This is a genomic window from Curvibacter soli (assembly GCF_029211125.1).
Taxonomy (GTDB): Bacteria; Pseudomonadota; Gammaproteobacteria; order Burkholderiales; family Burkholderiaceae_C; genus Curvibacter_A; species Curvibacter_A soli.
The window spans coordinates 12,567-28,032 of record NZ_JARGEN010000008.1; the positions used below are offsets into that span (position 1 = coordinate 12,567).

Sequence of the window (15,466 nt, forward strand, 5' to 3'; positions counted from 1 at the left end):
GTACGACACGGCGTCGTCACGCACGTTCTCCACACTGCCGCCATTGTTGTTCCTGGATGGAGTTCACCCGATGACGACCTCGCTGCCCTCGCTGTTCCCGCCCCCGTCCCGCACTGCCGCGCCCTCACGCGGCGCGGCGTCCGGCGCCACGGCTGCCGCAGGCATCACGGTCGGCTGGGCGCGGCACCAGGACGAGGTGCGCCAGGCCCAGCGCCTGCGCCACACGGTCTTCGCCGCCGAAATGGGTGCGCGGCTCGACACGCGCATCCCGGGGCACGACATCGACCTGTTCGACGACTACTGCGAGCACCTGCTGGTGCGCGACGAGGCGTCGGGCGAGGTCATCGGCACCTACCGCGTCCTCACGCCCGTGCAGGCCCAGCGCGTCGGCAGCACCTACAGCGACACCGAGTTCGACCTGACCCGCCTGCGCAGCCTGCGCGCCCGCATGGTGGAGCTGGGCCGCAGTTGCGTGCACCCCGACCACCGCCACGGCGGCGTGGTGCTGGCGCTCTGGGGCGCGCTGGCCGACTTCATGGTTCGCAATCGGCTCGACACCATGATCGGCTGCGCCAGCATCCCCATGCTGCACAACGGCATGGTGAGCGGCGACGCAGCGGCCAGCATCTGGCACCAGATCCGCCAGACCCACCTGGCGCCTATCGAATACCACGTGCTGCCGCGTCTGCCGTTGCCGGTGGACCAACTCGACGGCAGCCTGGACGTGGAGCCGCCCGCGCTCATCAAGGGCTACCTGCGCCTGGGTGCGCGCGTGCTGGGCGCCCCGGCCTGGGACCCGGACTTCAATACCGCCGACCTGCCCATGATGATGCGCATCGCCGACCTGCCGCCGCGCTACCGGCGCCACTTCCTCGGCACCGCGTAGAATCCGGACTCCTTGGGGCATCGTCATGAACTGTCATGTGACTTTCGCGTGACGGTGTGCTACTGTCGTCCATCTCTATTTCAGAACGCTCCGTGAATCGCGGCCCCACGCCACCAGTATCTTTTGACATCCCCGCCACCGCGGCGGCGACGCCTGCGGACGATGTGCCGCCCACCGCCGAGGCCCTGCATGGCCCGTACACCGCGCCTTCGCGCCCGCACCCCGCAGCCACGCCGCCCGACGCGCCCACGGCCATCGCCTTCCTCGACCGCGACCGCAGCATCCTGGCCTTCAACGAGCGCGTGTTCGACTGGGCCCTGCGCGACGACGTGCCCCTGCTGGAGCGCCTGCGCTACCTGTGCATCGTCTCCTCCAACCTCGACGAGTTTTTCGAGGTGCGCGCCGCCGCCCACCTGACTGCCGCGCGCAGCCAGGAAACCAAGGGTTTCTACACCGTGCAGACCTTCGAGGCCGTGGCCGCCCATGCGCACGACCTCGTGGCACGCCAGTACGCGCTCTACAACGAAGCCCTCATGCCCGCCTTCACGCGCCAGGGCATCCACGTCCTTTCGCACGGCGAGCGCAACCCGCAGCAGCGCCAATGGGTGAGCGACTATTTCGAGCGCGAGGTGCGCCCGCTGCTCATGCCCGTCGGGCTGGACCCGGCGCACCCGTTCCCGCAGGTGGCCAACAAATCGCTCAACTTCATCGTCCGCCTCAAGGGCAGCGACGCTTTCGGGCGCGAGAACGAGATCGCCATCGTCAAGGTGCCGCGCGTGCTGCCGCGCCTGATCCGCCTGCCGGCCAAGGTGGCGCCCGAGGGCAAGACCTTCGTCAGCCTCTCCAGCATCGTGCGGGCGCAACTCGCCGGGCTGTTCCCGGGGCGCGAGGTGACCGAGTTCTCGCAGTTCCGCGTCACCCGCCATTCCGACCTCGCGGTGGACGAGGAAGACGTGCGCAACCTGCGCACCGCGCTGCGCCAGGGCCTGGAGCACCGCAACTACGGCATGGCGGTGCGGCTGGAGGTGTCCTCGGGCTGCTCGCAGTTCCTGCTCGATTTCCTGCAGCGCCAGTTCGAACTGCCCGCCGCCGCCACCTACCGCGTGCAGGGCCCGGTGAACCTGGTGCGGCTGGCCCAGTTGGTGGACCTGGTGAACGACCCGGCCCTCATGTTCCCCGCCTGGCGCCCGGTCATGCCGCGCCAGTTGCAGGCGGGCCTGCCGCTGATGCAGCAAATGCGCGAGCGCGACATCCTCATCCACCAGCCATTCGAGAGCTTCGACGGCGTGCTGGCCTTTCTGCGCGAAGCCGCGCGCGACCCGCAGGTGCTGGCCATCAAGCAGACCATCTACCGCACCGGCTCCGACCCCGAGATGCTCAACCTGCTGCGCGAAGCGGTGCGCAACGGCAAGGAGGTGACGGCAGTGGTCGAGCTGAAGGCCCGCTTCGACGAAGAGGCCAACATCAACTGGGCCGAGGCGCTCGAATCCATCGGCGCGCAGGTGGTCTACGGCGTGGTGGGGCTCAAGACCCATGCCAAGATGCTGCTCGCCACGCGCCGCGAAGGCCAGCGCCTGCGCCGCTACGGCCATCTTTCCACCGGTAACTACAACCCGCGCACCGCGCGCCTGTATACCGACCTGAGCATGCTCACCGCCGACGAGCAGCTCACCGCCGACATGGACGACGTGTTCCGCCACCTCGCCAGCCAGAGCCGGCTGCCCCGGCTGCGCCGCGTGTGGCTGGCGCCGTTCCATCTGCACAAGCGCCTGATCGAGAAGATCGACCAGGCGGGCCTGGCCGCCGCGCGCGGCGAGGGCGGGCGCATCGTCGCCAAGATGAACGCGCTGACCGACGACGCCCTCATGCGCGCCCTGGTGCGCGCGGGCCAGCGCGGCGCGAAGATCGACCTCATCGTGCGCGGCGCCTGCATGCTGCCCGCGCAACTGCCCGGCGTGACCGACAACATACGCGTGCGCTCCATCGTCGGGCGGTTCCTGGAGCATTCGCGCGTCTTCTACTTCCGCTGCGGCGCGGAGGAGCACCTGTACCTCTCCAGCGCCGACTGGATGAACCGCAACATGCTGCGCCGCGTGGAGCTGGCCTGGCCCGTGACCGACCCGGCGCTGCGCCAGCACATCATCGACGAGTGCCTCGTGGCCTACCTGGGGGACGACCGCGACGCCTGGGTGCTGGGCCCCGACGGCACCTACGCCCGCACCAACCCGCCGGGGCGCGGGCGCGGCGCGCAGGATGCACTCATGGCCCGCTACCGCCAGCCTGGTCCGGCCGTGCTGATGGTCTGACGCCAGCCGATGCCCACGATCATGGATCTGATTCTCTGGCGCCATGCCGAAGCCGAGGACGCAGCCGAGGGCGGCGACGACCTGCAGCGCCCGCTGACGGCGCGCGGCGAAAAACAGGCCGCACGCATGGCCGCGTGGCTGGACCGCCAACTGCCCGAGGGGCTGCGCGTGATCGCCAGCCCCGCCCGGCGCACCGAGCAGACCGCGCTGGCGCTGGGCCGCAAATACAAGCTGCGCGCCGAACTGCTGCCCGGCGGCGGGCCGCAGGACCTGCTGGACCTGGTGCAGTGGCCGCGCGCGCGCGGCGCCATCCTGGTCATCGGCCACCAGCCCATGCTGGGCCAGACCGCGGCCCTGCTGCTGGGCATGCAGACGCCCGAATGCGCGGTGCGCAAAGGGGCCGTCTGGTGGCTGCGCCAGCGCCAACGCAACGAGGACATACAGACCCTGCTGGTCGCGGTGCAGTCGCCCGATCTGCTTTGATCGCTATAAAAAATGTAGCTGCTGCCGCAATAAACCTAGAAACGGCAGTTGGATGCGCCTGCCGGTGCCGTGATCGGGGTGCCAGGCAAGGCGCGACGACGCGGCGGGCTTGCTGCCCGCAAGGAGGAGCAACGCCGCATGGCGCGCCGAGCGCGGTGCTGGCAGGTGCATGGCGCTCTCACCCACGAGGTGAACGCCATTGAAGCCGTCAACGCTTGATTTCATGCGGCTTGTCAAGGGATACGAAGCGGTCAACTGCCGTTTCTAGGATAAATTCAAGCGCTGATGCCTGATTACTGTAAATCAGGCATCAGCCCAACGCGGCGCAGCGCTGCCCAGCGCCGTCGCCGGGAGGTCCCAGCGCATCGCCGCGCCGTCGAGCGCCAGCGGTGGCAGCAAGCGCCGCGCCGGCCCCCAGGGCGTGGCCTCCAGGCCCGGCGCCAGGTCGTCCGCCTCCTCGGGGCGCAATGCATTCGCCAGGCCCTCGGCACCGGGCGGCATGCTGGCCAGCAGCGCGGCGGTGCGCGCCAGCGACGCGCGCCACTGGCTACCCTGGCCGGTCTCCAGCCGCCGCTGCAGGCCGCGCACCGCGGCCATGGCCAGCAGGTAGCCCGCAGCCTGGTCCAGTGCCTGCACCGGCAGCGGCGTTGGGCGGTCGCGCCGCCCCAGGCGCATGCCGGCCTCGGCGATGCCCGTGCTCATCTGCACGATGCTGTCGAAGCCGCGCCGCCCCTGCCACGGGCCGCTCCAGCCGTAGGCGTCCAGGCACACGTCCACCAGGCCGCGGCAGATGCGCTGGCGCTGCGCCGCCCCCAGCCCCAGGCGCTCCAGCGCGTCGGGGCGCAGGCCGTGCACGAACACGTCGGCTTCACCCAGCAGGCGTTCGAACGCGGCGCGGCCCGCGGCGTCTTTCAGGTCGAGCCGGGCGCAGCGCTTGCCCAGCGTGACCTCGGGCGCCAGACCGGGCTCTTCCCAGCCCGGCGGGTCGATGCGCAGCACCTGCGCGCCGAAGCCGGCCAGGCAGCGCGTGGCCACCGGCCCGGCCAGGATGCGCGTGGCGTCCAGCACGCGGATGCCGGCCAGCGGGCGCTCCGGCGTGGGCGCCCAGGCGAGCGCCGGGCCGCTGCCGGTGGCGGCGCTGTGCAGCAGGGGTTCGACCGCCACGGCCTGGCCTTGCGGGTGGAGTGCCCAATCGGCCTGCGGGCGCATCGCGCCCGCGCAGCCGCCGCGTGCCAGCACGGTGGTTTCCAGCTCGTCCATGTTCCAGCCGGCCACCGCCTGTGCCAGCGCGTCCTTGTCCGCCGGCGCGCCCAGTACGGCGAGTGCCGCCGCGCGGTGGTGCGCGGCGTTGGTATGCAGGCGTATCCAGCCGTCGCGCGCCGCGTAGTCGCCGGCCACGGGGTCCCAGGCCGGCGGCAGGCTCCAGCCCTGCGGGCGCAGCGAGGTGGCGAACCAGAACGAGGCCAGCCGCCGGTCCACGCGCACGGCGGGCCGCTGGCCGCCGCGCGCGGCCACGAGCGATGCCAGGGCCAGCCCCGCGCCAGCCATGGCGGCGGCGGCGAAGTCGCTGACCGCGAAGACGGAGGGCAGGGCGCCGTCGCCGGTGAAGGCCGTGTGGGCGAGGTCGCTGGCAGGGCCGCCGGCGGCGGACCAGATCGCGCGCAGGTAGTGGTGCAGGGGGGTGTCGTGCATGGGTGGAGCTTGGCGGGGCTGTCCGAGGGTAAAGCGTGTACGGGCGGCTGCGCAAGATGGGTGTGTTCGGGCGGGTGGATTATTCCTGGAAACAGCAGTTGACCGCTTTGCATCCCTTGCCAGGCCGCAGGCAATCGAGCGTTGACGGCTTCGATGGCGTTCGCCTCGTGGGTGAGAGCGCCATGCACCTGCCGGCACCGCCCTCGGCGCGCCATGCGGCGTTGCTCCTCCTTGCGGGCAGCAAGCCCGCCGCGTCGTCGCGTCTTGCCTGGCACGCCGATCGCGGCACCGGCAGGCGCATCCAGCTGCCGTTTCCAGGATTATCGATACTACCTGGGAGTATGTGCCTCCACCGCTTTATTTTCCTGCGGTGGCAGGTGGTATGCAGGGGAGTATTCTGTTTTTTGCCTGTTGTTGGTTTTGTTGCGGCTGGCCGGGCGCACATCCCGGCCAGCCACATGCAAAGCACGGCAGGGTGGCAAACAGGCGCACGGCCCCCAAGCCCCTCAAGGCAGGTCGAGCGCCAGGCTCCACGGCGACTTCTGCCACGCCACCGCTTCCTCGGCCAGCAGATGGGCCGACTGCGGAAACGCCGCCGCCCAGCCGGCACGCGCGGCGAAGGTGAACACCGCGCCGCGCCGCGCCAGCGCGCTGCCCGCCATGTCCGGGTCGCGCCGCGCGTGGCACAGCGCCAGCGCCAGCCGCAGACACAGGAGCTGGGTGACGAACTGCAGGTTGTCGAGGTCGGCGTCGAGCTTGCGCACCTTGCCGCGCTGGCCCAGCACCAGCGTGCTCAGCAGGTGCAGCTCGGGCTGGGCGAAGCCCGCCGCGTCGGTGTTGTCGAGGATGTAGGCGCCGTGGCGCGGATAGCCGTCGTGCGAGATGCGGCAGCCGATTTCGTGCAGCCGCGCGGCCCAATCGAGCTTGCGCGCAGCGCGCTCGCTGCCCGCGGGCGCGACCTGCTCGAACAGTTGGTTGGCCACGCGCGCCACGCGCTCGGCCTGTGGCGCGTCGACGGCGAAGCGCTGCATCAGCGCGCGCACCGTGGCCGCGCGCAGGTCGGTGGTCGGCAGTTCGCGCTCCAGCAGGTCGTACAGCACGCCTTGGCGCAGCGCGCCCTGGGCCACCTGCATGCGCTCGATGTCCAGCACGTCGAACACCGCGCGCAGCACGCTGACGCCGCCGCCGATGACGGGGCGGCGGTCGTCCTTCAGGCCCTCCAGGCGCACCTTGTCGGCGCTCTGGGCGCGCAGCAGCCGGGCCTGCAGCCGCTCCAGCGCGGCGCGCGTGATGGTGCCCGCGGGCGCATCGCCCAGCGCAGCCAGGATGTCGCCCACCGCGCCCACGGTGCCCGAGGCGCCGTAGGCCACGTCCCAGGCGCCGCGCGGGTAGGACTCCAGCGCTTCTTCGAGCACCGCGCGGGCCGCCACTTCGGCGCCGCGGAAGGCCTGCGTGGTGAATTGCCCGTCTGCGAAGTAGCGCGACGACCACGACACGCTGCCCACGCGGTACGAGGCCACGGCGCTGGCGGCGTAGCCCTGGCCCAGCACGACCTCGGTGGAGCGCCCGCCGATGTCCACCACCAGCCGCCGTTCGTCCGATTGGGGCAGCAGCCGCGCCACGCCCTGGTAGATCAGGCGCGCTTCCTCCGCGCCCGCGATCACGTCGATGGGAAAGCCCAGCAGGGCGTTGCCGCGCCGGATGAAGTCGTCGCGGTTGCGCGCCTCGCGCAGTGTCTGCGTGGCCACGGCGCGCACCTGATCGCGCCGGAAGCCGGCCAGCCGCTCGGCGAAGCGGGCCAGGCAGTCCCAGCCGCGCTGCAGCGCCTCGGGCGTGAGGTTGCGCTCCTCGTCGAGGCCGTTGCCCTGGCGCACGGTTTCCTTGAGGTATTCGACGCGCTGGATCTGTCCGTGTTCGAAGCGCCCGATTTCGAGGCGAAAGCTGTTGGAGCCGAGGTCGACGGCGGCGAGGAGGGTTCCGTTTTGCATGGTGGGGCCAGGGAGGGGCCTGGAGACAGGCGCGGGAGAACAGCCCGCATGGTAAACCCGCGCATCAGCCCACGATGCGGCCATCGGTGGCCAGCATGCCCTGGGTGACGCCGGTGGCGCTGCGCTGGCCGCCGGCGTAGTCGATGACGAAGCCGCCCAGGTCCATGGTCGCGCGGCGCTGAAACGCCGCGAGCGCCGTGGCGCGCGTGGGCGCCGCGTCCAGCCCGGCCAGTACCTGGGCCGCGTAGCGCGCCGCGATGTAGCCGGCCAGGCCGAGCGTCGAGGGGGGCTCGTCGAACAGGAGCGCCAGCGCCGCGCGGTAGCGCCGCACCACCGGCACGCCCGCGGTGAGCATCGGGACTGCCTGCGTGGCGATGACCGACACGCCGCGCGCCGCGATGCCCGACTGCGCCAGCACCTGCAGGTTCACGTCGGCCAGCGCCACCAGGTAGCGCCACAGGTTCTGCGCCCGCAGGCCGCGGATCAGCTCAATCATCTCGGGCGTGCCACCGACGAACAGCAGCATGGCGGGCGCCGTGGACGGCAGGTCGCGGCCCAGCGTGGCGAGCGAGCCGCCCGCGGCGGGCACGAATTCCTGCGTCTTCAGGCCCAGGCTGGCGGTGGCCTGGGCGATTTCTGCGCGCGCGTCGGCCTGGGTCTGCGCGTCGGCGTAGATGACGCCGAGTTCGCTCACCCCCACGACCGAGAGCGTGCGGATCGCGTAGGCGATCTGCGCCTGCCGGCCCGCGAAGATGGGGAAGGTGGTGTCGCCCACATCCGCCGCCGAATACTGCAGCCAGGGCGCGACCTGCGCCAGCGTGGCCGCGCGCTCGCCAGGGGGCTTGTCGCGCTGCAGCTCCAGGAGGCCCTGGGCCACCGAGTTGCCCACGCAGCCGCACAGCGCCACGCATGTGGCGTCCTCGTTCGCGGCCTGCCAGGCGTTGCGCAGGCTGGCCGGCGTGCCATCGATTTCGATGACCTGGTGGCGCACCGGTCTGCCACGCAGGCCACCGCGGGCGTTCAGTTCCTGCCAGGCGGTGCGCGAGCCGACCAGGAAGTCGCGGCTCACGTCCTGCTGGGCCCGCGACAGGTCGGCGATCTGGATGATGGTGGGCGGCGCTGCCGCGGCGCCGCTCTGCGGGCTCTGGGCTGCCGCGGGCAGCAGTGCCGCCGCCGCTGTGCCTGCGCCCCATTGCAGCCAGTGGCGGCGGCGCAGGTGCGGGACGGGAAGGGGAGGGTGGGAAAATGGTTCTTGGCGGTCGTTGGTGGGCATGGCGCGAAAAGGAAAAAAGCCAGCTGCCAGCCTAAGGCGCGCCGGTGACAAGTCCATGAACGGCCCGCGCACGCGCCGCAGCGTGGAATAAGACCGTCATGAACCCGTCATGACGGCGGCCTACGATGCCCATCGACACAGTTTGTGCAACCCTTGAAAGGTGTATTCCATGAAGAATTCGATGATCCGCATCCTGGCCGTGACGGTCGCATCCGCCGCAGGCTTTTCCGCCGCATGGGCGCAGCAGGAAGCCACGGGCGCTGGCGCCACCTTCCCGGCGCCGCTGTATGCCAAGTGGGCCTCCGAATACAACAAGGCCACCGGCATCAAGATCAACTACCAGTCCGTGGGCTCCGGCGCCGGCATCAAGCAGATCCAGGCCAAGACGGTGGACTTCGGCGCCTCCGACGCCCCGTTGAAGGACGAAGAACTCAAGGCCAAGGGCCTGGTGCAGTTCCCCGCCGTCATCGGCGGCATCGTGCCCGTGGTCAACATCAAGGGTATTGCCTCCGGCCAGCTCAAGCTCACCGGCCAGGTGCTGGGCGACATCTACCTCGGCAAGATCACCAACTGGAACGACCCCGCCATCAAGGCCCTGAACCCGACCCTGAGCCTGCCTGACGCGCTGATTGCCGTGGTGCGCCGCGCCGACGGTTCGGGCACGACCTTCGGTTTCACCAACTACCTCTCCAAGGTCAACGCCGAGTGGAAGGCCAAGGTCGGCGAAGGCACGGCAGTGAACTGGCCCACGGGTGCGGGCGGCAAGGGCAATGAAGGCGTTTCGGCCTTCGTGAACCGCCTGCCGGATTCGATTGGCTACGTGGAATACGCCTACGCCAAGCAGAGCAAGATGACCTACGCGCAGCTCCAGAATGCCAACGGCAACTTTGCTGCGCCGGAAGACGACAGCTTCAAGGCCGCCGCTGCCGGCGCCAAGTGGAACGAGAGCTTCTACCAGATCCTGACCAACCAGCCCGGCATCAATGCATGGCCGATCACCTCGGCGACCTTCATCATGATGCACAAGACCCAGGACAAGCCCCAGCAGGCTGCCACGGTGCTGAAGTTCTTCGAATGGGCCTACAAGCATGGCGACAAGATCGCCGCCGACCTCGACTACGTTCCCATGCCCGACAGCGTGAAGGACATCATCTACAAGTCGTGGGATGACATCAAGGACGCGTCCGGCAAGCCGATCGCTTATAAGTAAGCAGCGCCGCTTTCGCGACGCCCTTATCCCGCACTTTCACTACAGCGCGAGCCCGCCAACGTGTCAACTACACTGCCGGTCAGCCGGAAGACCCCGCCGAAGGTGGCGGGGTCTTTCGGCGCGACCAAGACCATGCCTCCCTCACCCAAGCCCCAGTTGTCCGGTGTGCTGGCCGACCGCGTGTTCGGCTGGCTCGCGCGTGGCGCTGCCTTGCTGACGCTCGCCTTGCTGGTGGCCATCCTGCTCTCGCTGGTCGTCGGGGCATGGCCTGCCATCTCGAAGTACGGCCTGAGCTTCCTCACGCGCAGTGTGTGGGACCCGGTGCAGGAGGACTTCGGCGGTCTGGTGATGATCTACGGCACGCTGGTCACCTCGGTCATCGCGCTGTTGATCGCGGTGCCGGTGAGCTTCGGCATCGCGCTGTTCCTGACCGAACTGTCGCCGGCCTGGTTCAAGCGCCCGCTGGGCACGGCCATCGAGTTGCTGGCGGCGGTGCCCTCCATCGTCTATGGCATGTGGGGGCTGATGGTGTTCGGCCCCATCCTCGCCACCTACGTGCAGCAGCCGCTGCAAAAGCTGTTCCACGGCGTGCCCTACCTGGGTGCGCTGGTGTCGGGCCCGCCCGTGGGTATCGGCATCCTTTCGGCGGGCATCATCCTGGCCATCATGGTCATTCCGTTCATCGCCTCGGTGATGCGCGACGTGTTCGAGGTCACGCCCCCCATGCTCAAGGAGTCGGCCTATGCCCTGGGCTCCACCACCTGGGAGGTGGTCTGGAGCGTCGTGCTGCCCTATACCAAGTCCGGCGTGGTCGGCGGCATCATGCTGGGCCTGGGCCGCGCCCTGGGCGAGACCATGGCCGTCACCTTCGTCATCGGCAACATGAACCAGCTCGATTCCCTGTCGCTGTTCGAAGCCGCCAACAGCATCACCTCGGCGCTGGCCAACGAGTTCGCCGAGGCTGGTCCGGGCCTGCACCAGGCTTCGCTGATCTACCTGGGGCTGGTGCTGTTCTTCATTACTTTCGTCGTGCTGTCGCTGTCCAAGCTGCTGCTGGCCCGGTTGAAGAAGAATGAGGGTTCGCTCGCATGAACCGCACCACGACCACCACTCCTCCCCCCGGTAGTACCGCGCAGCGCCGCATCGCCGCTGCCAAGCTGGCCGAGGTGCGCGCCACGCGCTACGCCAGCCGCAAGCGTGTGAACCAAGTGGCCCTTACGCTCTCGCTGGCGGCCATGGCCTTTGGTGTCTTCTGGCTCATCTGGATTCTCTGGGAGACGCTGTACCTGGGTCTGGGCGGACTCAGTACGACGCTGTTCACCGCCAGTACGCCGCCGCCCAACGAGGTTGGCGGCCTGGCCAACGCCATCTTCGGCTCGTTCGTGATGGTGCTGCTGGCCACCTTCATCGGCACGCCCATCGGCATCATGGCCGGCGTGTACCTGGCCGAATACGACACGCGCGGCTGGCTGGCCGTGACCACGCGTTTTGTCAACGACATCCTGCTGTCGGCGCCCTCCATCGTGATCGGTCTGTTCGTCTACGCCGTCGTGGTCGCGCGCTTCAAGAGCTTCTCGGGCTGGGCCGGGGTGATCGCACTGGCGCTGATCGTCATCCCGGTGGTCGTCCGCACCACCGAGAACATGCTGGTGCTGGTTCCCTCCAGCCTGCGCGAGGCGGCCTACGCGCTGGGCACGCCGAAGTGGAAGGTCATCATCCTCATCACGCTGCGGGCGGCCCGCGCGGGCGTCATCACCGGGGTGTTGCTGGCCGTGGCCCGCATCGCGGGCGAGACGGCACCACTGCTCTTCACCGCGCTCAGCAACCAGTTCTGGACCGCCGACCTTGGCAAGCCCATGGCGAGCCTGCCGGTGACCATCTTCAAATTCGCCATGAGCCCCTATGAGAACTGGCAGCGACTGGCCTGGGCCGGCGTGTTCCTGATCACGGTGGCGGTGCTCGGCCTCAACATCCTGGCGCGGGTCATGACCCGCCAAAAATAGCAGTAAGGACAATTCTCCATGCCAGTTGCCACGCCGCAGCGCGCCAAAATTGCCGTCAAGGACCTGAACTTCTACTACGGCAAGTTCCATGCCCTCAAAAACATCAACCTCGACATTCCCGAGCACAAGGTGACGGCCTTCATCGGTCCTTCGGGCTGCGGCAAGTCGACGCTGCTGCGCACCTTCAACCGCATGTTCGAGCTGTACCCCGAGCAGCACGCCGAGGGATCCATCGAGATCGACGGCGAGAACCTGCTTACGTCCAAGCAGGACGTGGCGCTGATCCGCGCCAAGGTGGGCATGGTGTTCCAGAAGCCCACGCCGTTCCCGATGTCGATCTACGACAACATCGCCTTTGGCGTGAAGCTGTTCGAGAGCCTTTCCGCCTCCGACATGGACGAGCGCGTGGAGTGGGCGCTGCGCAAGGCCGCACTCTGGAACGAGGTCAAGGACAAGCTGCCGCAGAGCGGCTCCGGCCTCTCGGGAGGACAGCAGCAGCGCCTGTGCATCGCGCGCGGCATCGCCATCAAGCCCGAGGTGCTGCTGCTCGACGAGCCCTGCTCGGCGCTGGACCCGATCTCCACCGCCAAGGTGGAGGAGCTGATCGCCGAGCTGAAGACGGACTACACCGTGGTCATCGTGACCCACAACATGCAGCAGGCCGCACGCTGCAGCGACTACACGGCCTACATGTACCTGGGCGACCTGATGGAGTTCGGCGAGACGGAACAAATGTTCTTCAAGCCGCAGCGCAAAGAGACGGAAGACTACATTACGGGCCGCTTCGGCTGATACAGGAGACGGACAGCATGCCCGACAAACACCTTTCCACCCAGTTCGACAGCGAACTCAACACCGTCTCCTCGCGCGTGATGGAGATGGGCGGCCTCGTCGAATCGCAGATCCGCCAGGCCATCTACGCGCTGTCGCAGTTCAGCTTGGAGGTGGCCGACCAGGTCACCGAGACCGAGCAGCGGGTCAACGCGATGGAGATCGACATCGACCGCGAGCTGTCCTCCATCATCGCGCGCCGCCAGCCCACGGCGCGCGACCTGCGCTTGCTGATCGCCATCTCCAAGACCACCGCCAACCTGGAGCGGGTGGGCGACGAGGCCAACAAGATCGCGCGCATGGTCAAGTCCATCATCGAGCGCGGCGAGATCCGCGGCCTGCCCTCGTCGGACCTGCGCGTGGCCGCCGACCTGGCATCGAGCCTGATGCGCCGCGCGCTCGACGCCTTCGCCCGCCTCGACGTGTCGGCCGCCGTGGCCATCCTGAAGGAGGACGACCTGATCGACCGCGAGTTCGACGGTTTCGTGCGCAAGCTCGTCACCTACATGATGGAAGACCCGCGCACCATCTCCGCGAGCCTGGACCTGCTGTTTCTGGCCAAGGCGATCGAGCGCATCGGCGACCACGCCAAGAACATCGCCGAGTTCATCATCTACATCGTCAAGGGTGCGGATGTGCGCCACACCTCCATGGATGAGATCGAATCGGCGGTGCGTTGAAGCCCATGCCCGCCACCTGCAGGAAATGAAGCGCATCCCCACCGTCCTGATCGTCGAAGACGAACCGGCCATCGCTGAGCTGGTGTCGGTCAACTTGCGCCACAACGGCTTCCAGCCCATCTGGGCGGAGAACGGTGAGTCGGCCCAGCGCGAGCTCGACGCCGTGCTGCCCGACGTGATCCTGCTCGACTGGATGCTGCCGGGCCAGAGCGGCCTGTCGCTGGCGCGCAAGTGGCGCGCCGACCCGCGCACCAAGCCCGTGCCCATCCTCATGCTGACCGCGCGCGGCGACGAACCCGACAAGGTGGCGGGCCTGGACGCGGGCGCGGACGACTACATCACCAAGCCGTTCTCCACCCAGGAGCTGCTCGCGCGCATCCGCGCCGTGCTGCGCCGCCGCGCGCCGGAGCAGGTGAGCGACAGCGTGGCCATCGGCGAGCTGCTGCTCGACGCGGCCACGCACCGCGTGTCGTGGCAGGGCCAGCCGCTGAAGATCGGCCCCACGGAATTCAAGCTGCTGCACTACTTCATGAAGCACCCCGAGCGCGTGCACAGCCGCCCGCAACTGCTCGACAAGGTGTGGGGCGACCACGTGTTCATCGAAGAGCGCACGGTGGATGTGCACGTCAAGCGCCTGCGCGAAGCCCTCGGTCAGGCCGGCGCCATGATCGAGACGGTGCGTGGCGCGGGCTACCGGCTGGCCGCATCGTCCGCCCTGCTGCGTGCCTGAGCCTGCCCGCAGGCCCGCCAGGGCGGAGGGTTGCCGATAATGGGAGCCTTGGCCGCGCGCATCCTCGCCTTCCTGCTTTGCATGTGCGTCGGTGCCGTACTCGGCGCCGCGCTGGGCCGCGTCTGGGAGGCCTGCGCAGGCGCCGCCGCGGGGGCTGCGCTATGGTTCGTCTGGGACACCCTGTGCGCCCTGCGCGTGCTGCTGTGGCTGCGCCAGGGCGCGGATCCCGCGCAGGCGCCATCGCTGCGCGGCGCCTGGGGCGAGGCGGCGGACCGCATGCGCAGCCAGATGCGCCGTTGCATCCAGCAGATCGACGAAAGCCGGGGCCGGCTGGAGGAATTCCTCTCGGCCCTGCAGGCCTCGCCCAGTGGCGTGGTGCTGCTCGACAGCGAAAACCGCATCGAATGGTGCAACCACACGGCAGTTGAGCACTTCGGCTTCGACGCCGGGCGCGATGTACTGCAGCCCATCGGCAACCTGCTGCGCGACCCGGTGTTCACGGCCTACCAGGCGGCGCGCGATTTCCGGCACGACGTGGTGCTGACCGGCCCCGCCAGTACCGCGGGCCGCACGGTGCGCCTGTCGGTGCAGCTCCACTCCTACGGCCAGGGCCGCAAGCTGCTGCTGTCGCGCGACGTGACGGCGCTGGAGCAGGTCGAGGCCATGCGGCGCGACTTCGTGGCCAACGTGTCGCATGAGATCCGCACCCCGCTCACCGTGCTCATGGGCTTCATCGAGACGCTGCAGACGCTGCCGCTCGATACCGGCGAGCGCACGCGCTACCTCGCACTCATGGCGCAGCAGGCCAGCCGCATGCAGACCGTGGTGAGCGACCTGCTCACGCTCTCGCGCCTGGAAGGCAGCCCGCTGCCCGGCGTTGCCGAATGGACGCCGGTGCGCCACCTGCTGCAGCGCTGCGAGGAAGAGGCCCGCGCGCTCTCTGCCCTGCTGGGGCGCGACGCGGCCAGGCATCAGTCCATCACCTTCCCCAGCGCCGAGGCGCTGCAGGCGGCGGGCGAGATCGCCGGCGCGCAGGGGGAACTGCAAAGCGCGCTTTCCAACCTCGTGAACAACGCGGTGCGCTACACGCCCGCGGGCGGCGCCATCGACGTGCGCTGGGCCCGCCTGCCCGACGGGTGCGCCGAATTCTCCGTGCACGACACCGGCCCCGGCATCGCGCCCGAGCACATCCCGCGTCTGACCGAGCGCTTCTACCGCGTGGACCGCAGCCGCTCGCGCGAAACCGGCGGCACGGGCCTGGGCCTGGCCATCGTCAAGCACGTGGTGCAGCGCCACGGCGCGGCGCTGCGCATCGAAAGCACGCCGGGCGCAGGCTCGACCTTCGCGGTCGTGTTCCCCGCCGCGCGACTGCGTGGCTTGTGAG

At 69.2% G+C, this 15,466-nt stretch carries 14 protein-coding genes; 10 read left to right on the plus strand and 4 right to left on the minus strand.

The genetic code is table 11. From position 1 onward, the window contains the following. The first annotated feature begins 70 nt into the window (after nucleotides 1–70). The 3 genes from PY257_RS01145 to PY257_RS01155 all read left to right on the plus strand — a co-directional run bounded on the left by PY257_RS01145 (nucleotide 71) and on the right by PY257_RS01155 (nucleotide 3,675). Nucleotides 71–886 (plus strand): GNAT family N-acetyltransferase, encoded by an 816-nt coding sequence (locus PY257_RS01145; RefSeq protein WP_275737906.1) that lies wholly within the window; start codon nucleotides 71–73, stop codon nucleotides 884–886. Nucleotides 887–1,140: 254 nt separating this feature from the next. Further along, nucleotides 1,141–3,192: a polyphosphate kinase 1 gene (gene ppk1, locus PY257_RS01150; protein ID WP_275737970.1), complete on the plus strand. Its 2,052-nt coding sequence runs from the start codon at nucleotides 1,141–1,143 to the stop codon at nucleotides 3,190–3,192. 18 nt (nucleotides 3,193–3,210) lie between these two features. Further along, nucleotides 3,211–3,675, plus strand: a complete 465-nt coding sequence (locus PY257_RS01155) for a SixA phosphatase family protein (protein WP_275737972.1) — start codon at nucleotides 3,211–3,213, stop codon at nucleotides 3,673–3,675. A 3-nt stretch (nucleotides 3,676–3,678) separates the two neighbouring features. Here PY257_RS01155 and PY257_RS01160 read toward each other — a convergent pair whose 3' ends face one another. The 4 genes from PY257_RS01160 to PY257_RS01175 form a co-directional block, all read right to left on the minus strand. Continuing rightward, nucleotides 3,679–3,900 (minus strand): hypothetical protein, encoded by a 222-nt coding sequence (locus PY257_RS01160; protein WP_275737908.1) that lies wholly within the window; start codon nucleotides 3,898–3,900, stop codon nucleotides 3,679–3,681. Nucleotides 3,901–3,978: 78 nt separating this feature from the next. Then, nucleotides 3,979–5,367 (minus strand): CoA transferase, encoded by a 1,389-nt coding sequence (locus PY257_RS01165; protein ID WP_275737910.1) that lies wholly within the window; start codon nucleotides 5,365–5,367, stop codon nucleotides 3,979–3,981. Between the two features lie 506 nt (nucleotides 5,368–5,873). Beyond that, nucleotides 5,874–7,355 (minus strand): Ppx/GppA phosphatase family protein, encoded by a 1,482-nt coding sequence (locus PY257_RS01170; protein WP_275737912.1) that lies wholly within the window; start codon nucleotides 7,353–7,355, stop codon nucleotides 5,874–5,876. 64 nt (nucleotides 7,356–7,419) lie between these two features. Continuing rightward, the gene (locus tag PY257_RS01175; protein ID WP_275737914.1) at nucleotides 7,420–8,628 is read right to left on the minus strand and encodes an ABC transporter substrate-binding protein; all 1,209 of its coding nucleotides are present in this window, start codon (nucleotides 8,626–8,628) and stop codon (nucleotides 7,420–7,422) included. Between the two features lie 169 nt (nucleotides 8,629–8,797). Here PY257_RS01175 and pstS point away from each other — a divergent pair, with 169 nt between their 5' ends. From pstS to phoR, 7 genes are all read left to right on the plus strand, one after another. Then, nucleotides 8,798–9,838: a phosphate ABC transporter substrate-binding protein PstS gene (pstS, locus tag PY257_RS01180; RefSeq protein ID WP_275737916.1), complete on the plus strand. Its 1,041-nt coding sequence runs from the start codon at nucleotides 8,798–8,800 to the stop codon at nucleotides 9,836–9,838. A 132-nt stretch (nucleotides 9,839–9,970) separates the two neighbouring features. Next, nucleotides 9,971–10,930 carry a phosphate ABC transporter permease subunit PstC gene (gene pstC / locus PY257_RS01185; RefSeq protein ID WP_275737918.1) on the plus strand — a complete coding sequence of 320 codons (960 nt, stop codon included), beginning with the start codon at nucleotides 9,971–9,973 and terminating at the stop codon, nucleotides 10,928–10,930. Then, nucleotides 10,927–11,841 (plus strand): phosphate ABC transporter permease PstA, encoded by a 915-nt coding sequence (gene pstA / locus PY257_RS01190; RefSeq protein WP_275737920.1) that lies wholly within the window; start codon nucleotides 10,927–10,929, stop codon nucleotides 11,839–11,841. The genes pstC and pstA overlap by 4 nt, the downstream gene beginning before the upstream one ends. An 18-nt stretch (nucleotides 11,842–11,859) precedes the next feature. After that, a complete protein-coding gene (gene pstB, locus PY257_RS01195; RefSeq protein ID WP_275737922.1) occupies nucleotides 11,860–12,633 on the plus strand; it encodes a phosphate ABC transporter ATP-binding protein PstB in 774 nt (257 codons plus the stop codon). Nucleotides 12,634–12,650: 17 nt separating this feature from the next. Next, entirely contained in the window at nucleotides 12,651–13,352 is a 702-nt protein-coding gene (gene phoU, locus PY257_RS01200) for a phosphate signaling complex protein PhoU (RefSeq protein WP_275737924.1), read from the plus strand. Nucleotides 13,353–13,377: 25 nt separating this feature from the next. Next, nucleotides 13,378–14,082 carry a phosphate regulon transcriptional regulator PhoB gene (gene phoB, locus PY257_RS01205; protein ID WP_275737926.1) on the plus strand — a complete coding sequence of 235 codons (705 nt, stop codon included), beginning with the start codon at nucleotides 13,378–13,380 and terminating at the stop codon, nucleotides 14,080–14,082. Between the two features lie 48 nt (nucleotides 14,083–14,130). Beyond that, nucleotides 14,131–15,465, plus strand: coding sequence for a phosphate regulon sensor histidine kinase PhoR (gene phoR / locus PY257_RS01210; RefSeq protein ID WP_275737928.1), 1,335 nt, complete (start codon nucleotides 14,131–14,133; stop codon nucleotides 15,463–15,465). Nucleotide 15,466 lies beyond the last annotated feature (1 nt).